Annotated in this window: 20 protein-coding genes, 4 pseudogenes and 1 other annotated feature; of the genes and pseudogenes, 8 read left to right on the plus strand and 16 right to left on the minus strand. The window is 35.3% G+C overall.

Annotation, left to right across the window (positions count from 1 at the left end; translation table 11 throughout):
- Positions 1-29 precede the first annotated feature (29 nt).
- The 4 genes from DN392_RS02570 to acuA all read right to left on the minus strand — a co-directional run bounded on the left by DN392_RS02570 (position 30) and on the right by acuA (position 3,491).
- Positions 30-890 carry an alpha/beta fold hydrolase gene (locus tag DN392_RS02570; RefSeq protein WP_142292466.1) on the minus strand — a complete coding sequence of 287 codons (861 nt, stop codon included), beginning with the start codon at positions 888-890 and terminating at the stop codon, positions 30-32.
- Between the two features lie 142 nt (positions 891-1,032).
- The gene (gene acuC / locus DN392_RS02575; protein WP_000092820.1) at positions 1,033-2,199 is read right to left on the minus strand and encodes an acetoin utilization protein AcuC; all 1,167 of its coding nucleotides are present in this window, start codon (positions 2,197-2,199) and stop codon (positions 1,033-1,035) included.
- On the minus strand, positions 2,196-2,840 hold the full coding sequence (locus tag DN392_RS02580) for an acetoin utilization AcuB family protein (RefSeq protein ID WP_000634565.1): 645 nt from the start codon (positions 2,838-2,840) through the stop codon (positions 2,196-2,198). Before DN392_RS02580 ends, acuC begins: the two co-directional genes overlap by 4 nt.
- An 18-nt stretch (positions 2,841-2,858) precedes the next feature.
- Positions 2,859-3,491: an acetoin utilization protein acetyltransferase AcuA gene (acuA, locus tag DN392_RS02585; protein WP_000581390.1), complete on the minus strand. Its 633-nt coding sequence runs from the start codon at positions 3,489-3,491 to the stop codon at positions 2,859-2,861.
- 176 nt (positions 3,492-3,667) lie between these two features.
- Here acuA and acsA point away from each other — a divergent pair, with 176 nt between their 5' ends.
- The 6 genes from acsA (at position 3,668) to tyrS (ending at position 8,941) form a co-directional block, all read left to right on the plus strand.
- Positions 3,668-5,386: an acetate--CoA ligase gene (acsA, locus tag DN392_RS02590; protein WP_061673033.1), complete on the plus strand. Its 1,719-nt coding sequence runs from the start codon at positions 3,668-3,670 to the stop codon at positions 5,384-5,386.
- Positions 5,387-5,472: 86 nt separating this feature from the next.
- Positions 5,473-6,033, plus strand: a complete 561-nt coding sequence (locus DN392_RS02595) for a maltose acetyltransferase domain-containing protein (protein WP_002107575.1) — start codon at positions 5,473-5,475, stop codon at positions 6,031-6,033.
- 66 nt (positions 6,034-6,099) lie between these two features.
- A complete protein-coding gene (locus DN392_RS02600) occupies positions 6,100-6,555 on the plus strand; it encodes a hypothetical protein (protein ID WP_000066436.1) in 456 nt (151 codons plus the stop codon).
- Positions 6,536-7,081, plus strand: coding sequence for an RNA polymerase sigma factor (locus DN392_RS02605; RefSeq protein ID WP_000057187.1), 546 nt, complete (start codon positions 6,536-6,538; stop codon positions 7,079-7,081). The genes DN392_RS02600 and DN392_RS02605 overlap by 20 nt, the downstream gene beginning before the upstream one ends.
- On the plus strand, positions 7,062-7,307 hold the full coding sequence (locus tag DN392_RS02610) for a hypothetical protein (protein WP_001293781.1): 246 nt from the start codon (positions 7,062-7,064) through the stop codon (positions 7,305-7,307). Before DN392_RS02605 ends, DN392_RS02610 begins: the two co-directional genes overlap by 20 nt.
- 77 nt (positions 7,308-7,384) lie before the next feature.
- Positions 7,385-7,614: a binding site (T-box leader), on the plus strand.
- Between the two features lie 70 nt (positions 7,615-7,684).
- A complete protein-coding gene (gene tyrS / locus DN392_RS02615; RefSeq protein ID WP_000512081.1) occupies positions 7,685-8,941 on the plus strand; it encodes a tyrosine--tRNA ligase in 1,257 nt (418 codons plus the stop codon).
- A 78-nt stretch (positions 8,942-9,019) separates the two neighbouring features.
- Here tyrS and DN392_RS02620 read toward each other — a convergent pair whose 3' ends face one another.
- Positions 9,020-9,322, minus strand: a complete 303-nt coding sequence (locus tag DN392_RS02620; protein WP_048562103.1) for a YjdJ family protein — start codon at positions 9,320-9,322, stop codon at positions 9,020-9,022.
- A gap of 150 nt (positions 9,323-9,472) precedes the next feature.
- Between DN392_RS02620 and DN392_RS02625 the strand changes: the two genes are divergently transcribed.
- Positions 9,473-9,601: a hypothetical protein gene (locus DN392_RS02625; RefSeq protein WP_064056626.1), complete on the plus strand. Its 129-nt coding sequence runs from the start codon at positions 9,473-9,475 to the stop codon at positions 9,599-9,601.
- A gap of 66 nt (positions 9,602-9,667) precedes the next feature.
- Here DN392_RS02625 and DN392_RS02630 read toward each other — a convergent pair whose 3' ends face one another.
- The 9 genes and pseudogenes from DN392_RS02630 to DN392_RS02675 form a co-directional block, all read right to left on the minus strand.
- Complete coding sequence (locus DN392_RS02630) at positions 9,668-10,132, minus strand: hypothetical protein (RefSeq protein ID WP_064056625.1); 465 nt, start codon at positions 10,130-10,132, stop codon at positions 9,668-9,670.
- Positions 10,133-10,269: 137 nt separating this feature from the next.
- Positions 10,270-10,743, minus strand: coding sequence for a hypothetical protein (locus DN392_RS02635; RefSeq protein WP_064056624.1), 474 nt, complete (start codon positions 10,741-10,743; stop codon positions 10,270-10,272).
- A gap of 71 nt (positions 10,744-10,814) precedes the next feature.
- Entirely contained in the window at positions 10,815-11,279 is a 465-nt protein-coding gene (locus tag DN392_RS02640; protein WP_064056623.1) for a hypothetical protein, read from the minus strand.
- Between the two features lie 164 nt (positions 11,280-11,443).
- Entirely contained in the window at positions 11,444-12,124 is a 681-nt protein-coding gene (locus DN392_RS02645; RefSeq protein WP_064056622.1) for a hypothetical protein, read from the minus strand.
- Positions 12,125-12,139: 15 nt separating this feature from the next.
- A pseudogene (locus tag DN392_RS02650) lies at positions 12,140-12,250 on the minus strand (HNH/endonuclease VII fold putative polymorphic toxin); the annotation flags it as partial.
- A 161-nt stretch (positions 12,251-12,411) separates the two neighbouring features.
- Positions 12,412-12,877: pseudogene (locus DN392_RS30650) on the minus strand (hypothetical protein).
- Between the two features lie 255 nt (positions 12,878-13,132).
- Positions 13,133-13,678: a hypothetical protein gene (locus DN392_RS02665; protein WP_000932710.1), complete on the minus strand. Its 546-nt coding sequence runs from the start codon at positions 13,676-13,678 to the stop codon at positions 13,133-13,135.
- Positions 13,668-14,711 (minus strand): annotated as a pseudogene (locus DN392_RS02670) (T7SS effector LXG polymorphic toxin); the annotation flags it as partial. The pseudogene DN392_RS02670 and the gene DN392_RS02665, both read right to left, overlap by 11 nt.
- A 413-nt stretch (positions 14,712-15,124) precedes the next feature.
- Complete coding sequence (locus tag DN392_RS02675; RefSeq protein WP_003193623.1) at positions 15,125-16,312, minus strand: MFS transporter; 1,188 nt, start codon at positions 16,310-16,312, stop codon at positions 15,125-15,127.
- Positions 16,313-16,403: 91 nt separating this feature from the next.
- On the opposite strand from DN392_RS02675, the gene DN392_RS02680 reads away from it, so the two are divergent.
- Complete coding sequence (locus DN392_RS02680) at positions 16,404-17,273, plus strand: LysR family transcriptional regulator (RefSeq protein WP_088321495.1); 870 nt, start codon at positions 16,404-16,406, stop codon at positions 17,271-17,273.
- Between the two features lie 577 nt (positions 17,274-17,850).
- Here DN392_RS02680 and DN392_RS02690 read toward each other — a convergent pair.
- Positions 17,851-18,210 (minus strand): annotated as a pseudogene (locus tag DN392_RS02690) (T7SS effector LXG polymorphic toxin); the annotation flags it as partial.
- Positions 18,211-18,687: 477 nt separating this feature from the next.
- Positions 18,688-19,290 (minus strand): 30S ribosomal protein S4, encoded by a 603-nt coding sequence (gene rpsD / locus DN392_RS02695; RefSeq protein WP_000135322.1) that lies wholly within the window; start codon positions 19,288-19,290, stop codon positions 18,688-18,690.
- Positions 19,291-19,685: the final 395 nt, after the last annotated feature.

Here is a 19,685-nt window from a genome sequence, read left to right on the forward strand (position 1 = left end):
ACTGTGAGCTTTCCTTAATAATAGCGGTACTAGTGTAACGATTTATAAAATGTTTGAGTAGTAGAAGTAAACTGAGCAGATTCTTCTAAAAAAGGATAATGGTTACTCTCCTCAAATGTCACAAAGATAGAATTACGTATACCATCATGCATCTCGATAGAATATTGGATCGGGCACTGTACATCGTGTCTTCCGCAAATAATTAGCGTTTTTATATTGATAGAAGGTAAGTACTTTCTTAAATCAAATGAAGGATATTCGTGAGAGAAAGCGTTCATCCGGCTAGCAGACATTGTTTTTTTGATTGGTTTACAAAAATAAGAGTTGTAGTTTTCAGGTTTATACAATGATAATTTTGTCCTCTTAGTAGATAGTTCTTTCCGTTCTTCACTTGTAAGGTGAGGGCTTTTTAAGTTTTCGACGAGCTGTTGCATATAATGAAACTGAGGATGTGCTGGGTGATAAATGCAAAATGGTGTTTCGGTATAATTACTTGCTGCAGCTCCGGCCACGACTAATGATTGTAAGGAATTTGGATATGTAATTGCATATAAAAGTCCAAGCATACCACCTGTTGAATGACCGGCGAAATGCCATGTTGGGAGTTGTAAAGCTTCTCGTATTGCTTCTAAGTCGTGAACTGTTTCAATCATACTTAATTCTTTTTCTGAATTGGCTTTTGCTGAGTTACCAGCATCTCTTAAATTAATGAGGAATACACGATGCGTAGAAGTAAAAACATCTGCAAAGTAATCACCAGTTTCATTAAATTGTGAATAGTGATGTGTAATGCAAAGCGGTTCGCCATTTCCTTTTGTAAAAAGTTCAAATGTGCCACGTTTCGTGTTGATTATTTGTTGTGTCCACATAATATCACTACCTTTTCTTATAAAAATTGGACCGGCTAATTCTTAAATAAAATATATCGGCGATTATTAGAATATATCAGCGAATCTAAAAATATATCGACTTACCGACAAAAGTCGTCAATAAATAAAAGGAGGCCATTAAAAAAACGAGCCTCCTTTTCGTTTAGTACAAAGATTTTGTCATATTATTCCGAATAATTTCAAGGGATTTCGCTACAGTTAATGCGTTTTTTTCTTCAATTTCTGGTTTACGGGGGATCGGTTTATACATGTTGTCTGGATCTTCCCATGTGAGGGGAAGTTCTGTTTCAGCTTGTCCTTTCCAAGCGTCAATCCATTCTGGGGGGAGATAACCTGAGATGTTTTGGATGTTGTTCATTTCGAGCCAAATGAGTGCCCAAGCTCTTGGGACGACGCGCCAGTGGTCATAGCCACCGCCGCCGACAGCGATCCAGCGACCTTCGCAATATTCGTTAGCGATTTCGCGAGCGAGCTTCGGTATTTCACGATAAATATTCATCGTTGCGCAAAGGTGTGTAAGTGGATCGTAATAATGTGCGTCAGCGCCATTTTGCGTTAAAATAATATCCGGTTTAAAGTATGCGGCAACTTCTTTTACGACAGTTCGATAGGAATCTAAGAACGATTCGTCTTCTGTAAATGCATCAAGTGGAACGTTAAAAGAATAACTATAGCCATTACCTTGTCCACGTTCATTTACAGCGCCAGTTCCAGGGAATAAATAACGCCCAGTTTCATGTAGTGAAATGGTGCATACGTTAGGGTCGTCGTAAAAAGACCATTGTACACCATCACCATGATGAGCATCTGTATCAATATATAGGACGCGTAAACCGTATTTCTTCTGAATATATTTCATTGCGATGGAACTATCGTTATAAATGCAAAATCCAGATGCCTTGCCGCGGAAGCCGTGATGTAAGCCGCCGCCTAAATTAAGCGCGTGTTTTACTTTCCCAGAAAGAACAGCATCAACAGCTGTTAATGTTCCACCAACAAGTAATGCACTTGCCTCGTGCATATTTGGAAACATCGGTGTATCTTCTGTACCGAGTCCATATGTCATCGCAATTGATTTTTCTAACTTACCTTCTCCAGCACGTTTTACCGCATTTATGTACTCCTCTGTATGAACGTAGGCGATCTCTTCATCTGTAGCCATCCTTGGTGAGATGATTTGGGAAGGAGAGATGAAACCACCCTTTTGTAATAAGTCATACGTAAGTGTGACGCGAAGTTGGTTAAAAGGATGATCAGGGCTAAACGAATAGCCCCGAAAATCATCCGAATAAATAAACGCGCTACTCATGCTTGCATCCCCATAATGTTCGGCCATAATACGCGGTAGCCCTCTGCTTCAAGTGCATCAATCACTTTTAGCGGATTCATCGTTTGAATGCGGAAAACGAGTACTTTATCATTCTCATCTTTTGCTGGGTAGACGAGAACGCTCACGATATTTATTTGCAAATCACTAAAAATAGCAACGACTTTTCCAAGAATACCAGGTTCATTTTTTACTTGAATTTCAATTTGTGAACTTGGTTGATGTGCTCCTGTTAATTTCACTAACGTGTGCAGTACAGTGGATTCAGAAATGATGCCAACTAACTTTCCAGCCTTTGTCACAGGAAGGCACCCTATTTTATTTTCAAAAAATAAGGTAGCAATTTCCTCAACGAAATCAAGAGGATGGCAAGTCATAACAGGTTGTTTCATAATAAGGTCGAGCGGTTGTTTCAGCATAGCGAGTGGAACTTGTTCATCAAGAATTGATGGACTTGCATCTCTTACATCCCGATCAGAAATAATGCCTACGACATGATTATTTTGATCGACAATTGGAATGTGCCGAATGCCTTTCGTGCGTATCGTTCGGATTGCTGTTTCGATTGTATCGTTTGGGTGTAGTGTCACCACATCTTGATTCATAATTTCTTCTACAATCATTCCAGTTGCCCCCTTTATTTAGTACATAAAACGATTGTGAAAACGTAGACGATCAAATGCTTGAATAGACTCCGTATCAACGCGTTTACCGATGCGGACCATTAAACAGTTAGCGGGATGCGAGCAAATTTCAGGATCATCTGTAGCCATCCATTGTAAGCCACCAGCATTCATCATCTTTTCCATTACTTTTCGATATTCCCAAACATTTAAGCCTGTTTGTTTTAAATCCCAGTGCCAATAATATTCAGTCGTCAATATAATGTAATCTTCCATATGATCGTCCATCATTGAAACTTCTAATAAGTTCTTTCCGACAGAGCAACCGCGGAAGGTGGGGACAACTTCAATTGCCCCGAGTTCAATTAAGTTTTCAATCTTTCCTTCTGACCATCGTTCGAGTGGATCAGGATACAAGTATGTAACATATCCAACGATCGTTCGGTCATGTCTAGCAATAATGAGACGAGCTTCTGGTAATTTAGAAATTTCGACAATTGCTTTATATTGCTGCTCGGCAGGACGAAACGCAATTAAGTCTGGATGAAATTCATACATTTCTAAGTTATGTGTAGAGACAGGACCTTCAATAATTAAAGTGCCTTTCGCTGTTTTTAAGTTTCTGGCATTGTATATTTTTTTATGGATCAATGTATTGCTCACCACCTTGAGGGTTTGTGAATCTATTAATATCGTACTTTATAATATATGCGATGTGAATCGAATTTTGTCATTAAAAATTTGTCTAAAAATCAACAAATATACTGAAAATTTTAAATAATATCATTATAATAGATAATAGAATACATAGGAGGGGGATGTAAAGTATGAAAGTAGAAACGCTTCCTGTCATTAAAGGAGAAAATAATTTGCCGAATTATGATGAGGCATACGCGAATTTTAACTGGGAAGAGGTTAATAAAAATTTTACTTGGAATGAAACAGGTCGAGTAAATATGGCGTATGAGGCAATTGATAAGCATGTGAAATCCGATCGAAAGAATAAAGTAGCCCTTTATTATCAAGATGGATCGCGAAAAGAGAAATATACATTTAAGGAAATGAAGGATTTTTCTAATAAAGCAGGAAACGTCCTGAAAAATTATGGCGATGTAGAAAAAGGCGATCGCGTTTTTATTTTTATGCCGCGTTCCCCAGAGTTATATTTTGCACTTTTAGGTGCAGTGAAATTGGGAGCAATCGTTGGTCCGCTATTTGAAGCATTTATGGAAGGCGCAGTTCGCGATCGTTTAGAAGATAGCGAAGCAAAAGTGTTAATTACAACACCTGAATTGTTAGAGCGAGTACCATTAAATGATTTACCTGCTTTAAAAACAGTATTCCTTGTTGGAGATAATGTAGAAGAAGGCGGTAAAACGGTAGCGTTCAATCCTTTATTTGAACAAGCTTCAAAAGAATTACATATCGAATGGCTAGGCCGTGAAGACGGTTTAATTCTACATTACACATCTGGTTCTACTGGGAAGCCAAAAGGTGTGCTACATGCGCAAAACGCAATGGTGCAGCACTATCAAACGGCGAAGTGGGTATTAGATTTAAAAGAGGACGATGTATATTGGTGCACAGCTGACCCAGGCTGGGTAACAGGAACGGCTTACGGTATTTTCGCGCCGTGGTTAGTTGGGGCATCAAATGTTGTTTTAGGTGGCCGCTTTAGTCCAGAAGCGTGGTATGAAGCACTGCAAGATTACGGTGTAACAGTTTGGTACAGCGCGCCAACAGCATTCCGTATGTTAATGGGAGCTGGACAAGACGCAATTAAAAAATATGATTTATCACAAGTTCGTCACGTATTAAGCGTTGGTGAACCGTTAAATCCAGAAGTAATTCGCTGGGGTATGAATGCATTTGGACTTCGTATTCATGATACGTGGTGGATGACAGAAACAGGTGGACAAGTTATTTGTAACTACCCTTGTATGGAAATCCGTCCAGGTTCAATGGGTAAACCAATTCCAGGTGTGAAAGCAGCGATTGTTGATAATGAAGGAAATGAAGTTCCTCCATACACAATGGGTAACTTAGCAATTGGTAAAGGTTGGCCAGCGATGATGCGTGGAATCTGGAATAACCAGCAAAAGTATGAATCTTACTTTATGCCGGGAGATTGGTACGTATCAGGTGACTCTGCTTATATGGATGAAGATGGATACTTCTGGTTCCAAGGACGTATTGACGATGTTATTATGACGTCAGGTGAGCGCGTTGGTCCGTTTGAAGTAGAAAGCAAATTAATCGAGCATGCTGCTGTTGCAGAGGCTGGTGTAATTGGTATTCCTGATCCAGTGCGCGGAGAAATCATTAAAGCATTTATCGCGCTTCGAGCAGGATACGAACCATCTGATGAATTAAAAGAAGAGATTCGTCAATTTGTAAAGAAAGGCCTAGCAGCTCATGCAGCGCCAAGACAAATTGAATTTAGAGATAAATTACCGAAAACGAGAAGTGGTAAAATTATGCGCCGCGTATTAAAAGCGTGGGAATTAAACTTACCAACAGGTGACTTATCAACGATGGAAGATTAAGAGAGAAAGGTCTGAACGAAATAACGTTCAGACCTTTCTTTTTTATGATATCATCAACTTATATATATAAGTTGAAAGGGGATAGTATGATGAAAACAGAAAAGAAAAAGATGATACTAGGAGAAATGTACATACCGGCTGATCCAGTTTTAGTACAAGAGAGGGAGCAAGCTCGTATATTAACGAGAAAATTAAATGATACGCCAGAAGTACAATTAAAAGAGCGTAGCGAAATCGTAAAAGAATTATTCGGAACGACTGGGGATAACATTCATCTTGAATCTTCTTTTAGATGTGATTACGGCTATAACATTCACGTTGGCGAAAATTTTTACGCGAACTTTGATTGTACAATTTTAGACGTATGCCCAGTAACAATTGGAGTGAACTGTATGTTAGCTCCAGGTGTTCACATTTATACAGCAACGCACCCGCTTGATCCAGTAGAGCGCATAAGCGGATCAGAATACGGAAAACCAGTTACAATTGGCGATAACGTATGGATTGGCGGAAGAGCGATTATTAATCCTGGTGTCACAATTGGAGACAATGCGGTGATCGCATCTGGCGCTGTTGTAACGAAAGATGTGCCAGATAACGTAGTAGTTGGCGGGAATCCTGCAAAGATTATTAAAAAAATAAAATAATATTTGAACGAAGTGCCTTCCTCGTCTGTATGCATTTGTGAAAGAATAGATGAGGGAGGCTTTTTTATGTCTAATAAATTACTTCTTGGTTTTGCTGTAATTGGAATTATAGTCGTATTTTCTTGTGGTTTGTTATTACCGATGCCAATCGGATTTAAAGTTTCAATGATTACAGCTGGGGTCATGATGATTGTTATGTTTTCAATCATCATTCCATTTGATAGAAAACATATAGTACGGAAAAATGGATATAAAATTGATTTTACAAAAACAAAAGTGTATTTTCGCTGGAATGTATTTGATACGATTTCGGCTTGTCTTGCAGTGTATGCATGCATTTGTGTGCAAGCATTAAATATTTTAGTTTCAACCGGACAGACAATTCAAAACCCGTATGTTCAATTTTTTACGAATCAATCGCAAGTATGGATTATTGTCGCAAGTTGCTATTTAATTTCCCGTATTTCATTAACGTTAAAAGGAATAAAGGAGATCAAAAATCATGGCGCAGATTGGGATTGAGGAGGAGCTCATGCTTGCGTATCAAAGTGGAGATAAGCAGGCTGGGGAAAAACTATACGTTTTAATCAAACCAGCGCTATACACATTTTTGTATCGATTTAACCGAGATGAGCAATTAAGTATCGACCTTGTGCAAGATACGTTTTTGACGCTAGAGCGTAAGAAACATATGTATGAACTTGAAAAAGGAAAAATAAAAACGTATTTATTTCAAATCGGTTATCGTCTTATGATTAATAAATTAAATAGGAGAAAAAAGTGGCGTACACTTTTGCCATTTTTAGTGCCAATTCAGGAAAAAGAATTTTCTCACGAAGATCGGCTCACAGTAAGAGAAGCAATTTTGAAAGTTCCAGAAGAGCAAAGAGCGGTCCTAATCCTTTCTTATTATCATGACATGCAGCAAAAAGAAATTGCAGAGATATTAAACATTCCAATTGGAACAGTGAAATCGAGACTTCATAACGGGATAAAGAAATTGAAACAATTGCTGGAGGTGGATGAAATTGAGCGAAAATCCCTTTAAGAGTGAATATAAGTTAAAACAGCATTTAGATAGTGACCATGTAGAAATACCAGACTTTCCAAAAACGGTAAGTCGCTTCGATCGATTAATCGGATTTCTTGGTTCTCCGGCAAAAGATCCTGTGGAGGCGACCATTGGGAATGATTTATCGGTTGTGTTTCATGTATCGTTATTAGTTGGGGTTCCAATTCTTTCTCTTATTACGATACTCTTTGCGACGTTGTAGAGGATTGGCAAGGAGAGAAACTCGACCTCTATTTGACACGCCTATATAAATGATGGTATAAAGAAAAGTATATGAATAATTGAGCGTGGAAAGGGAGAAGTAGTGATCATTTCCCTGTTTTAGAGAGCTGATGGCCGGTGAAAATCAGCACATAGATGATCGCGAATTACGCCCCTAGAGCATCTTTTTTCGATTGAATTGTATTCAAAAGGGAAAAGACGGTGCTAAGCCGTTATGTAAATAAGGTGGTAGGCTTTTTTTTGCCTGCAACTAGGGTGGTAACGCGATAATCAAAATCGTCCCTTATTTAAAGGGGCGATTTTTTTATGTTTTCAACCTTCACGCCAGTAATGAACTTAAAGGAGAGTATGTAGGATATGGGTATTTTACAAGATCTTGAATTTCGCGGTCTAATTAATCAGCAAACAGATGCTGAGGGGCTTGAGCAATTATTAGAAAAAGAAAGCGTTAAATTATACTGTGGTTTCGACCCGACAGCGGATAGCTTACACATTGGTCATATGTTACCAGTATTAATGTTACGTCGTTTCCAATTAGCTGGTCATCAACCAATCGCACTAGTTGGCGGAGGTACTGGTATGATCGGTGACCCAAGTGGTAAAAAAGCAGAGCGTACATTAAATACGAAAGATACAGTTGCTTACTACACAGAAAGCATTAAAAACCAACTTTCAAACTTCTTAGAGTTCGAAAACGTGGACAACCCAGCAACAATGGCTAATAACTATGACTGGCTTGGTAACTTAGATGTAATTTCATTCTTACGCGATATCGGTAAAAACTTCGGTTTAAACTATATGTTAGCAAAAGATACAGTAGCGTCTCGTTTAGAGACTGGTATTTCATTCACTGAGTTCAGTTACATGATTTTACAATCATACGACTTCTTAAACTTATACCAACACCATAATTGCCGCCTGCAAATCGGTGGTAGTGACCAATGGGGTAACATTACAGCTGGTCTTGAATTAATCCGTAAATCAGAAGAAGATGCGAAAGCATTCGGTTTAACAATTCCACTAGTTACAAAATCTGACGGTACGAAGTTTGGTAAAACAGAAGGCGGCGCAATTTGGTTAGACCCAGAAAAAACAACTCCTTACGAGTTCTACCAATTCTGGATCAACACAGATGACCGCGATGTTGTTAAATACTTAAAATACTTCACATTCTTATCTCATGAAGAAATTCTTGAGCTTGAAAAGCAAGTAGCTGAAGCACCAGAAAAACGTGCAGCACAAAAAGCATTAGGTTCTGAAATGACAAAACTTGTTCATGGCGAAGAAGCATTAGAGCAAGCGATTAAAATTTCAGCTGCATTATTCAGCGGTTCTGTAGCAGAACTGACTGCAAGCGAAATCGAACAAGGATTCAAAGACGTACCATCTGTAGAACGTACTGCAGAAGATACAGTATTAATCGACTTACTTGTAGAAAGCAAAATCTCTCCATCAAAACGTCAAGCACGTGAAGATGTAACGAACGGCGCAATCTACGTAAACGGTGAGCGTACACAAGCATTAGACTACGTTGTAACAGAAAACGACCGCATCGAAGGTAAATTCACAATCATTCGCCGCGGTAAGAAGAAATATTTCTTAATTCGTTACTAATCAGAAACGAATATAAAACAAATAGTACCCCGAATTGTAGGCTGAAAAGTCTATGATTCGGGGTTTTTATGTATGAATTTAGATTGCCTGATCTTTTCTTGTAAATAAAATATGAAGAATTAATATGAGCATATAAAGTAAGCTAATGAGCATAAGAACAAATGCTGTTGGATAAAATTTTGCTGCATATATAAAGAAGTCGATTTGATAAATATCTTCGTAATTTGAAACGGTGCCTTTAAAGTAATTTGTAAACTTAGCGCTATATTTCCATTCATCAGGATAATCTATCAAATTACTCCCCTGATACCAATTAATAAGTGCGGAAGTAATAAACAGCATACATGCACTACCCAATTGAACCATTTGGTTTATTGTCAAAATGAATCAACCTCCTATTTTATGGTTATTATAGCGTGCATTCATATTCCTGTAACCCTTTTGTTGTAATCTCCTTTTCGAGTTCATACGGAAATCACATGTAAGCGGTATGATAAACGTATAACAAATAGAAAGGAGTGGTAAAACGAAATGTCACTAGAAGCGCTCATTATTTTTTCTTTGCTAAATGCGGGTCAGCTTGCAGAGAATTCGAAGGTGGATGTACATAAAGAGCAGAAAGATGCTTATGTATATGTTCAGAGAGAGGAAAATAAATAACTTTAATATATATAAATAAAAGCTACTCGGAGTAACTGTTTTAGTTGTCTTCGGTAGCTTTTTACATTATGAATAAATAGGAATTAATTCTCGCTTGAAATCTTCGTACATTTCAAAGGCAATTTTCATGATTTCTTTGAGTTCTTCGTAACTGTGGAAATATAGCACGGGTACTTTTTCCGTGTCATTTGATAACAATCGTATAAATATGTCCCAGGGGTCTCCAGCTCTAACTTCACCGTTATGACATGCCTCCCAAATCAATTCAGCAACACCATATTTTAAGCTGATGTTGAATCTAAAGGTGTAGACATCTTTGTTTTTTACTTCTCCTACAATAAAAAAGTCTTCTTTTTTATTGTAACGAGCTTTATAGCCAAGAGACTCGAATACTTCAATAGCTTTTTCATTTTCATAGTTTTTAAATGTATTTTCTCTATCAGAAAATTTTTCTGATAATGCTTTATATCTCTTAATAAAATCAATTTTTGTAAGGCAGGCTTGTATTTCAGGTTGTAATGAATAAGGCAATAATTACTCCTCCCTAATTTTTAATATTAGATCAAATAAAACAGTATACATGTTAGATACATGAAGAAATCCGGCTCTTGTGAGTCGGATTTTCTTTTTTTATATATAAGATAAGATTGCCTTTCTTATATATAAAATTATGAATAGATAGGAATTAATTCTTGTTTAAAATCTTCATACATACCTAAAGCAATTTTTAAAATTTTTTCTAAGCTGTCATAATCGCTAAATAGTACGGGCTTAATTCTAGTATCTGGAGAAATTAAAAGTCTTGAATATAGACTCCATGGACTACCTAATCGTAATTCATCATTATGACAAACTACCCAAGTAAAATCCAGAACGTTTATTTTAATACCAATATTAAAATAAAATAAAATTTCTTTTTTATCACCTAGTTCTCCAACTTTTAAAAACTGTTCTTTTTTATCATAAACTGATTTATAACCTAGCTTTTCAAGTATTTGTTGAATTTCTTCAATATTGGGATTAGGAATGATTTCTTCGGCATCATAATTTTCTCTCGAAAAAGAAGAAAGTTCTGTGTATCTATTAACAAAGTTAATTTTTTTTAGTGCTGTTTCTATTTCAGGTTTTAATTTTAAGTTCATAATTAATTCTCCTAAAACCTTAAGTCTGTCCTTGTTTTTTAGTCATTACTTCATGTATTTTTAAGGTGAAATTATGAATAAATAGGAATTAATTCTCGCTTGAAATCTTCGTACATTTCAAAGGCAATTTTCATGATTTCTTTGAGTTCTTCGTAACTGTGGAAGCATACTGCCGGCAATCTTTCAGAACCATTGGATAATACTTTTACAAACATATCCCATGAATTTCCAACCCTTACTTCACCATTATGCCTTGCAGACCAAATGAACTCAACAAGCCCATATTTTAAGCTGATATTGAATCTGAAAGTATAGATATCCTTGTTCTTTACTTCACCCACAATAAAAAAGTTTTCTTTTTTCATAAAACGAGCTTTATAACCAAGGGATTCAAATATTTCAATCGCTTTTTCGTTTTCATAGTTTTCAAATGTATTTTCTCTATCAGAAAATTGTTTTGATAAGGATTTGTATTTCTTAATAAAATCAATTTTTGCAAGACTGGCTTGTATTTCAGGTTTTAATGAATACGCCAATAATTACTCCTCCCTAATTTTTAATAGTAGATCAAATAAAACAGTATACATTTTAGATACATGAAGAAATCCGCCTTTTGTGAGTCGGATTTTTCTTAGTTTAATTCTATGAAAATATTATAATTGTTAATTGAAATGTAGTTATTTTTAGAAAGGTTTTGCAGTTAGCTATTTAAAAGTGTAAGTATATCTCCTTTAAATATAGCAGCTATTTCCGCTTCCTCTAATGAATCTCCCCATCTAAAAACTATATCATCTTTTGGGCAGAGATGAATGGAAAGGTTAAAATAATCTATTTCATCTTTCCATTTGTTATATTCATTAAATGCTTTTCTGAAGATTTTTCTAACATTTTCTTCCATAATTATATCACTATTTTTACTTGCAATGATTGTAAATCTTTTAGGATTACTAGAAATTATTTCAATGGCAGCTGGAAGTTTCTCGAGACAAAACTCTGCAATACTTGAGTAGAAAGTTGTTCCTCCAACTTCCATTTCAACTTCTGGACCCTTATTAAATCCCTCAAGTTTCCATTTGGTTCGAAGAGCTTTCCATACCTTTCGATATTTTTCAATTTTAGAGTTTTTGTCTTTGATTTCAATAGCTGCAAGCAAGTAGAATTTGTAGACATTAGTTAAATCATGTTTCATAAATACTTGCTTGATTTTAGTTCCACATACTTCTTTGAATTTCTTTTTCTCATCTGGGCTAAATAACATGGAGCCATTAACGCTGAATAAACTTAAATTTGGTAAATTACCGACTCTTTTAATTGCTTCATCTTTACTAAACCATTCGTAGTATGAGAATGCATCTTTTTCTACTTCATTCCAACACTTCATTTTACCACCTCAATTTTAATAGTCATAATGATTCCCATGTACATCATTGAAATGTGATCCTCTATTTTGGGATGGATCATCTGGATAAGTATGACCGCCTGAATGCTCTCTTATAATCTTATTATCCTTGAAATGATAACTCTAATGTTGTGTCAACATTGGAAAAATACTAACATTAGATTGAATAAAACAGTATAAAGTTTTAGATAAATGAAGAAATCCGACTCTTATAAGTCGGATTTGCTCTTTTTACATTTAAGACAAAATTACCTTTCTTAAATATAAAATCATGAATAAATAGGAATTAATTCTCGCTTGAAATCTTCGTACATTTCAAAGGAAATTTTCATGATTTCTTTGAGTTCATCGTAACTGTGGAAGCATGGACGAAGTATTTTTTCTGTATCATTTGATAATATTGCTACAAACATAGCCCCTGGATCTCCAGCTCTTATTGCACCATTATGTCGTGCAGACCAAATAAACTCAACAAGGCCATGTTTTAAACTAATATTAAATCTAAAAGTATAGATGTTTTTATTCTTGACCTCTCCAACAATAAAAATAGTTTTCTTTTTTCATAAAACGAGCTTTATAGCCAAGAGACTCAAATACTGCAATTACTTTTTCGTTTTCATAGTTTTCAAATGTATTTGTTCTATCGGGAAATTTTTCTGATAAGGATTTATATCTTTCTACAAAATCAATTTTCTCAAGTACCTCTTTTATTTCAAGTTCTAAATCATATGCCATCAATTATTCCTCCCTAAACCTAATCTCAATAGCATATTTACCTTTCATTTCTTTCAAATACGTCTCAAAATTTTTCCTGAATTTGTTCTTTTTTCGTACGTAAAATTGAAGTCTTTGCAAATGTATAATTCGCTTGATACAGTTCATTTTGAAGTATCTTAGTTATGATATTTTCACCAGTAAAAGCAAATATGCCTTTTCTATGATATTTGATTTGAAACAAAGGAAAAGCTAACGTAAACGTTAGTTTAAATATCAATCAGGTGTTACATCGAGTACATCCCTAAATAGAATGTCATCAACAGTTACATCGGGACCAAATAGTGCGACATCGTCTGCAAATTTTATTCCTTCTATTTTTCGGCTACTCTCTGTGTAACCAATTCTTTCATATCCGCTTGCTTTTAGAGTTGTTTCAATAACTGATATTAATTGAGATTGTAATCTAGTATATTCTTGCTCTGAATCTCCAGTTAAAGTAGGCATCATGCCATTGACATCTTTATTTACAATTTCAAAGGAATTAAGGATAGAATATACATTAGCTAGTTTAGAAATGATAAGATATGTAGTATATTCAACTTCAAACTCGCCTTTTACATAACTTGGTAAAGTAATATACCAATCATTTGAAGGAAATACTATGTCGCTATCTCCTTTAATTTTAATATTATTTTTATTACAAAAATCAATTATTTGTTTAGGGAGAGTTAGTTTGATAGAAGACTTTTGTAAATATTCTTCTATATTTTTTTTTACGTAGTATTTTCTTTTTACTTCTTCAATTTTTTTATTTAACATTTATGTCATGCCCTCCTGACTTATCTGGTCCTTTAGTTCCTTTCAAATCAAAATCAATTTCACCTAAATGTTTACCTCTTTTATTGAGTTCTTCAAATCTTCCATGTTGAGTATCTACTGAGTAATGTTTTTTAGTTTTAGGGTCAGTATAAATAGTTCGTCCTTTATTCTTTTTTTCTAATGATTTATTTCTTTCCCATCCATTGTTTTTTGCGATTTCTTCCGCTTTCTTATTTACTTTTGGAATACGTTCTTCCTTAGGTAACTTGCTAATTTCTTTTTCAAAATCAGCTGTAATTCTACTAGAAGATTGGAATTTTTGAAGAGTATCAATACTATTTTGAATCGTATTATACCATACAAATGTACCATGTGTAGCAACACCTGCTCCAGCGGTTGTAAGAGCTAAATCAGCTGGGATAACAATTGGTGATGCTGCCCCGAAAGTTACTCCTTCTAACAATACGGTTCCAACATTTGATCCTGTTACAATAGCTATACCGCCCAAAATTTCAAAAATAGCTCCTACCCCTGATACAAAATTCCCCACAAGATTTCCGGCTTGAAAGGTTGTTTTGTTTTCTAATTCATTGCCCATTGGTAATTCTACGCCTGTAAAGTTTTCAGCAGCTGAATTACAAATTCCTTGGAAGAATTCCCAAGCGCCAATAGCTGTTTTTTGGTACCACGGTCTATTAGCTTCTTGTTCCTGCAAAGCCATTTTTTCTTCAATTTCTTTTTTTATTTCGGCTTCTTGAACTCTTTCCTCTGCAATTTTTTGAATAGAGGCTATCCATTCCATATTCAACCCTTGTGTACTAAATGTACCACTGGCGGGACTAAAACCTTTTCCGCTTTGTACTTCAGCTAAACCTGTCGCAATACTAGCAGCTAATTGAATCGCTGTATTATAGTTATCGCTAGATGTTTGATTAAATTCATATAGATGTTCTAACTTTTCTTGCAGTTTACGCCTCATGACAGCAAATAGATTTACTATAGCGTCCATGCCCGAAATTGGCATAGTGTGGCTTTAAAATAGTGTTTGATCAAAATTACCTTTCAAACTCGTATTTTACGTTAAATAAAAGGAATCCGTTTTGAAAAAAGATTGATCAAAACGGATTCTTCTCTTGTGAATTAGTATAGATCTTTTATAAAAAAGTTTAATTATTTTATGCCTGTGATCTTCCACAATCGCGCACTTTAATGGAATAACTAAAATATTTATCAAATCCTATACTCATTAGTCATACTCTAATGAAAGTTTCCTTGTTCTCTTCTTCAATACAAAAGCCGTTAAATGCACAGCGAACTTGATATTCGGTACGTTCGTTCTAATATACATTTCCTCTCCCTTCACAACTGCAAAGGTGGGTGATGATTTCCCCTTTCAAAACCTTCAACAAGTTTTTGAAATGCTGGTATTGGAAAGTATTTTTATCCTTAAAATTGGTGATTCTTCATAAAATTTCTATTTAAATAGAAAGAATATCTGATAAAAATAAGTGCAAGTATACCGAATAATCCTCCAATCCAGCTTAAATTCACTATATTTGTATACTGAATAATGATTCCTCCTAATGCAGAACCTAGCATCATTCCAACATTCATTAAGGCGGTATTAAAACTGAGTACGGTTTCAGAGGATTGTGGTTTTAGTGAAATCAGATAAAACTGCTTTGCTGGTGTCGTTGTCCAAGTTGCTACTCCCCAACAAGCTAGTGTGACAAATACACCGACTGCCCTATACTGTGTAAATGTTAGTACAAATAAAGAGATGATATGAACACATAAACTTAATGAAATCGTTCGATTAGGTCCCCATCTGTCTACCGCATATCCTCCAAAGCGTGAGCCAATAAAAGCAAAAGTGCCTAAAACAAATAAAGCGATACTTGTCATTTCTATAGAAAAACCAGCAGTATGACTTAATAATGGAGCAATGTACGCGAACACCATCGTATATCCTAAAATCCAAAAGATCGTTGTCATTAAACCAGTAAGGACTCGTTTATCTTTCATAATTTGTAGCTGTTGTGTAAATGGCAGCGGTTGGTTTCCTTTTATTGATGGTAATAATTTGTAAAGTCCTATTATTAAAAAAACTGTGCCAAGCGCAATAATTAAGAAAATATAGTGCCAATCAAAATGTCCAGCTAAAAATGTTCCGATAGGTACTCCAAGTACTAATGAAACAGTGAAACCTGTAATGACTGTTGCCATAGCACTACCTCTTTTTTCTGGAACTGCAATTTGCGCAGCATAATTGGTGGCAACAACAATGTATAACCCTCCACTCATCGCCATAATGACTCTAGATAACATAAGAAAGACAAAATTATAGCTAAAAAATGCAACTAGATTCCCTAGAATAAATATAGAGATAGCATATAAAAGTACTTTTTTACGATCCAATTTAGACGTTAGCATGACCAAGATCAAAGCTCCAATAGCATAAGATAAAGAATAAATCGTAATCAACTGACCAGCCATTGAAATTGAAATATCTAATTCAAAAGAAATCAGTTCTAAAATTCCAGAAACAACAAACTCTGCTGTTCCTGTTACAAAAGCCCCTAAAGCTAAAAGTATGATGATTAGTTGATTCATATTATTTTTCAATTTGTACATCTCCTTATATTTGAACTACTGTTTTTATTTTATGTTCCATGTTAACATAAGTAAAATTGATGTTTTTAATAAAGGAGATGAGTAATTACTCATGACTATTGTGCGCTACGAAATCATTGCAAAAGTGGTTGAGCTAGGAAGCTTTACAGAAACTGCTGAAACATTAAATATGACCCAATCTGCCGTGAGTCATGCAGTTGCGAGTTTAGAATCTGAATGGGGAGTTTCTTTATTAATTCGTGATCGAAAAAAAGGAATAACACTTACAGATATAGGACAAAAAATTCTGCCGCATATTAGAGAAATATTGAAAAGAGTGGAAGTCATTAATCAAGAAATTGCGCTTATGACAAGCTTGGAAACGGGTATTATTCGTATCGGCACTTTTGCAAGTGCTTCTTCCTGCTTATTGCCTAAATTACTTGCAAAATTCCGGAAAAAGCATCCTAAAATAGAATTTAAATTTTACGAAGGAACCTATGAAGAGATTACGGAATGGTTAGGTTCAGGCATTATTGACATTGGATTTGTAGTAAAAGGAAAATCAAACCCAAATTTCGATTTGGTTCCTTTGATTAAAGACAAGATGGTAGTCGCTTATTACCCTGATCATCAATTTCATTCTAAAGAAATAGTAGAAATGAATGATTTAATGTATGAATCCTTTATTATGCCAACAGGGATGTACCAATCACATGTTGAGGAATTATTTGCAGAAGCGCAAATTAAACCATCTATTCTTTTTGAAGTACACGACTGTACAACCATCGCTAATATGGTACAGGAAGGACTTGGCGTTACGATAGGTCCAGAATTATTTTTAAAGACACAGCAAAACATAAAAATCAGCAAACTAAATATTGAAAACAGCCGTGAAGTAGCACTTGCCTGTCAATCAATTGCAAATGCTTCTCCTGCGGTTAAGGAATTTCTTCATGTGGCAAAAAATAGGAATTATTAATAAAACATTAAACTACTCCCCATAGTAAGCCAATCCTATTCATGGTTTGCGACGCTTTGAACGCCCAAACCATGGCAGGACTGGCCCTTTAGTTTAATAAGATATCCTACAATTCTTAAAGAATAGAAAACGAGAATACTGAGTACTAAAAAGATTTGAATGATAATTCCCACCACACTACAAATTAAACCGGAAGTTGCTAATCCACTACCACTTTGGTTTTTTTCTAAAATTTCTTTTGTCGCTTTTCTAGCAACTACAACTCCTAAACCACCAAAAAAAACCGATAAATGGTATTAGGATCTAAATAATACCAAGGTTTAAAGAAATTACCGAATTACTGTTTGTTTGAGCATTTTCAACCATTTAGATTTCCCCCTTTACAACCCTTTAGTTTAAGGGAAAATCTTCACAATTTTTTTGCTCCATAATTATTTTCATTAAAGTGTTACTCAAGAAAATGGCTCGTTTGTGGAACAAGAAAAAATCCTGCATATCAACACAGGATTTTTAATCAAACTTTATTATAAATTATCGATCTTTATTATAAATAATCAGACTTTTTTCAAAAGCTACACATAGTTTGATGGAGTGCTTCTGTACTTGCTATCATTCGGTCAATTTCTCGAATTTGTTCTAATATTTCTTGTTCAATTACATCTGTAGAAGCTACCTGTGATTGAAAGTCTCTTGGAAAGGCATCATTTTGACGAATTAATTCTTCGCATAAGTAAATGATTCCTTGTGCTAACGGACGAAAGGTTTGTAAGAAATATGCTTTTGCACTGCTATATGTTTGTCCTTGTAGAACAGTATCTAATGCAAAAGCGTCAATAGAATGAATAATTTGTTCCATTCCTTGAATAGTAGCGTTACAGAAAGCGTTCATACTTTCTGTTTGAGCTTGTACTTCACCGAGATACATATTTAAAGACATGAACTTTCCCTCCCCTACAAGAAGATAATACCAATTTAAGGAAGTGGTTGTAAATGTAATATTCTAATTATTCAGCAAAAAAGGTGCTTGTTCATTAAGTTTTTTAATCTCATTCGGATGCTCTGGTGATGAAGAGGTTTTTAAGGTTGAATGTAAATAAAAAAGGGAAGGTAGATCATGTAAAAATAATATTAACAAAAGGAGAGTATAGGAAAGAAAAATGAGTTATGGGATAGAGCGTAGTATGTTTCCGGTGTTAGAAGAAGAGGGGGGATTTTTATTAATGTGAATAAAAAATTGATGAAATTCTAGAGAGAGGGTTAATTTTTATTAACTATAGACTTGCAGTTCTTTTTTATTTTGTTACATTGTTCTGTTTCTATACATATACCGGCTATATTCAATAAAAAAAGCCCAGGCCCCTTGATAAACAAGGTTCCTAAGGCTTTTAATACTACTCTTTTCAGAGTACCGAGATTAACGAGAGTAGAACTCTACGATTAATGCTTCGTTGATTTCAGCTGCTAACTCAGAACGCTCAGCGTGACGAGTGTAAGTAGCTTCTAATTTATCAGCATCGAAAGTTAAGTATTCTGGTACGAAGTTGTTAACTTCGATCGCTTCTTTAACAACAACAAGGCTGTTAGATTTTTCGCGAACGCTGATTGTTTGACCAGGTTTTACACGGTAAGATGGGATATCTACGCGAGATCCATCAACTGTGATGTGGCCGTGGTTTACTAATTGGCGAGCTGCACGACGAGTGCGAGCTAAGCCCATACGGTAAACTAGGTTGTCAAGACGAGCTTCAAGAAGGATCATGAAGTTTTCGCCGTGCTTACCAGGCATTTTACCTGCTTGGTCAAATGTGCGACGGAATTGACGCTCAGTCATGCCGTACATGTGACGAAGTTTTTGTTTCTCTTGTAATTGTAAACCGTATTCTGAAAGTTTCTTACGTTGGTTAGGACCGTGAGGACCTGGTGCGTAAGGGCGTTTTTCTAATTCTTTTCCTGTGCCGCTTAGAGAGATTCCAAGACGACGAGACAGTTTCCAAGCTGGACCTGTATAACGAGCCATAGTTGACTCCTCCTTTAAAAATGTTTTTATTTACGTAAAATAAAAACAGACGTAATCGATATTTACGGGCATTTTGTTTTCATGTACCTTCGCTCCAGCAGCAGGGAGTTACGAGATACACCTCCGTAGAGGAACAAAATACAAACGATAAACTCACATTACAAGGCTGCCTTTTTATTTTACACAAACGCTATTATATCTTTTACCCAGAGTTTCGTCAAGCGAGTACGTTTTTGTTTTATGCATATAAATTTTGGAAATTAATATAAGAAGGAATTTAAAACAATATAAAAGAAGAGATAGAAACACAAATAAAACGCTTACATAAAATGTAGTAAAAACGTTCATCAATTTTTACTGGTGAATATGCGGCAATAAAAACATAAAGGGGATGT

This window comes from Bacillus sp. BB51/4, assembly GCF_008368845.1.
GTDB classification, from domain to species: Bacteria; Bacillota; Bacilli; order Bacillales; family Bacillaceae_G; genus Bacillus_A; species Bacillus_A wiedmannii.

Excerpts from the sequence above, each read along its gene's own strand:
- acuC (WP_000092820.1), bottom strand. The coding sequence starts at position 2,199 with ATGAGTAGCGCGTTTATTTATTCGGATGATTTTCGGGGCTATTCGTTT.
- DN392_RS02580 (WP_000634565.1), bottom strand. The coding sequence starts at position 2,840 with ATGATTGTAGAAGAAATTATGAATCAAGATGTGGTGACACTACACCCA.
- acsA (WP_061673033.1), top strand. The coding sequence starts at position 3,668 with ATGAAAGTAGAAACGCTTCCTGTCATTAAAGGAGAAAATAATTTGCCG.
- DN392_RS02595 (WP_002107575.1), top strand. The coding sequence starts at position 5,473 with ATGATGAAAACAGAAAAGAAAAAGATGATACTAGGAGAAATGTACATA.
- DN392_RS02600 (WP_000066436.1), top strand. The coding sequence starts at position 6,100 with ATGTCTAATAAATTACTTCTTGGTTTTGCTGTAATTGGAATTATAGTC.
- DN392_RS02605 (WP_000057187.1), top strand. The coding sequence starts at position 6,536 with ATGGCGCAGATTGGGATTGAGGAGGAGCTCATGCTTGCGTATCAAAGT.
- tyrS (WP_000512081.1), top strand. The coding sequence starts at position 7,685 with ATGGGTATTTTACAAGATCTTGAATTTCGCGGTCTAATTAATCAGCAA.
- DN392_RS02625 (WP_064056626.1), top strand. The coding sequence starts at position 9,473 with ATGTCACTAGAAGCGCTCATTATTTTTTCTTTGCTAAATGCGGGTCAG.
- DN392_RS02635 (WP_064056624.1), bottom strand. The coding sequence starts at position 10,743 with ATGAACTTAAAATTAAAACCTGAAATAGAAACAGCACTAAAAAAAATT.
- DN392_RS02645 (WP_064056622.1), bottom strand. The coding sequence starts at position 12,124 with ATGAAGTGTTGGAATGAAGTAGAAAAAGATGCATTCTCATACTACGAA.
- DN392_RS02665 (WP_000932710.1), bottom strand. The coding sequence starts at position 13,678 with ATGTTAAATAAAAAAATTGAAGAAGTAAAAAGAAAATACTACGTAAAA.
- DN392_RS02675 (WP_003193623.1), bottom strand. The coding sequence starts at position 16,312 with ATGTACAAATTGAAAAATAATATGAATCAACTAATCATCATACTTTTA.
- DN392_RS02680 (WP_088321495.1), top strand. The coding sequence starts at position 16,404 with ATGACTATTGTGCGCTACGAAATCATTGCAAAAGTGGTTGAGCTAGGA.
- rpsD (WP_000135322.1), bottom strand. The coding sequence starts at position 19,290 with ATGGCTCGTTATACAGGTCCAGCTTGGAAACTGTCTCGTCGTCTTGGA.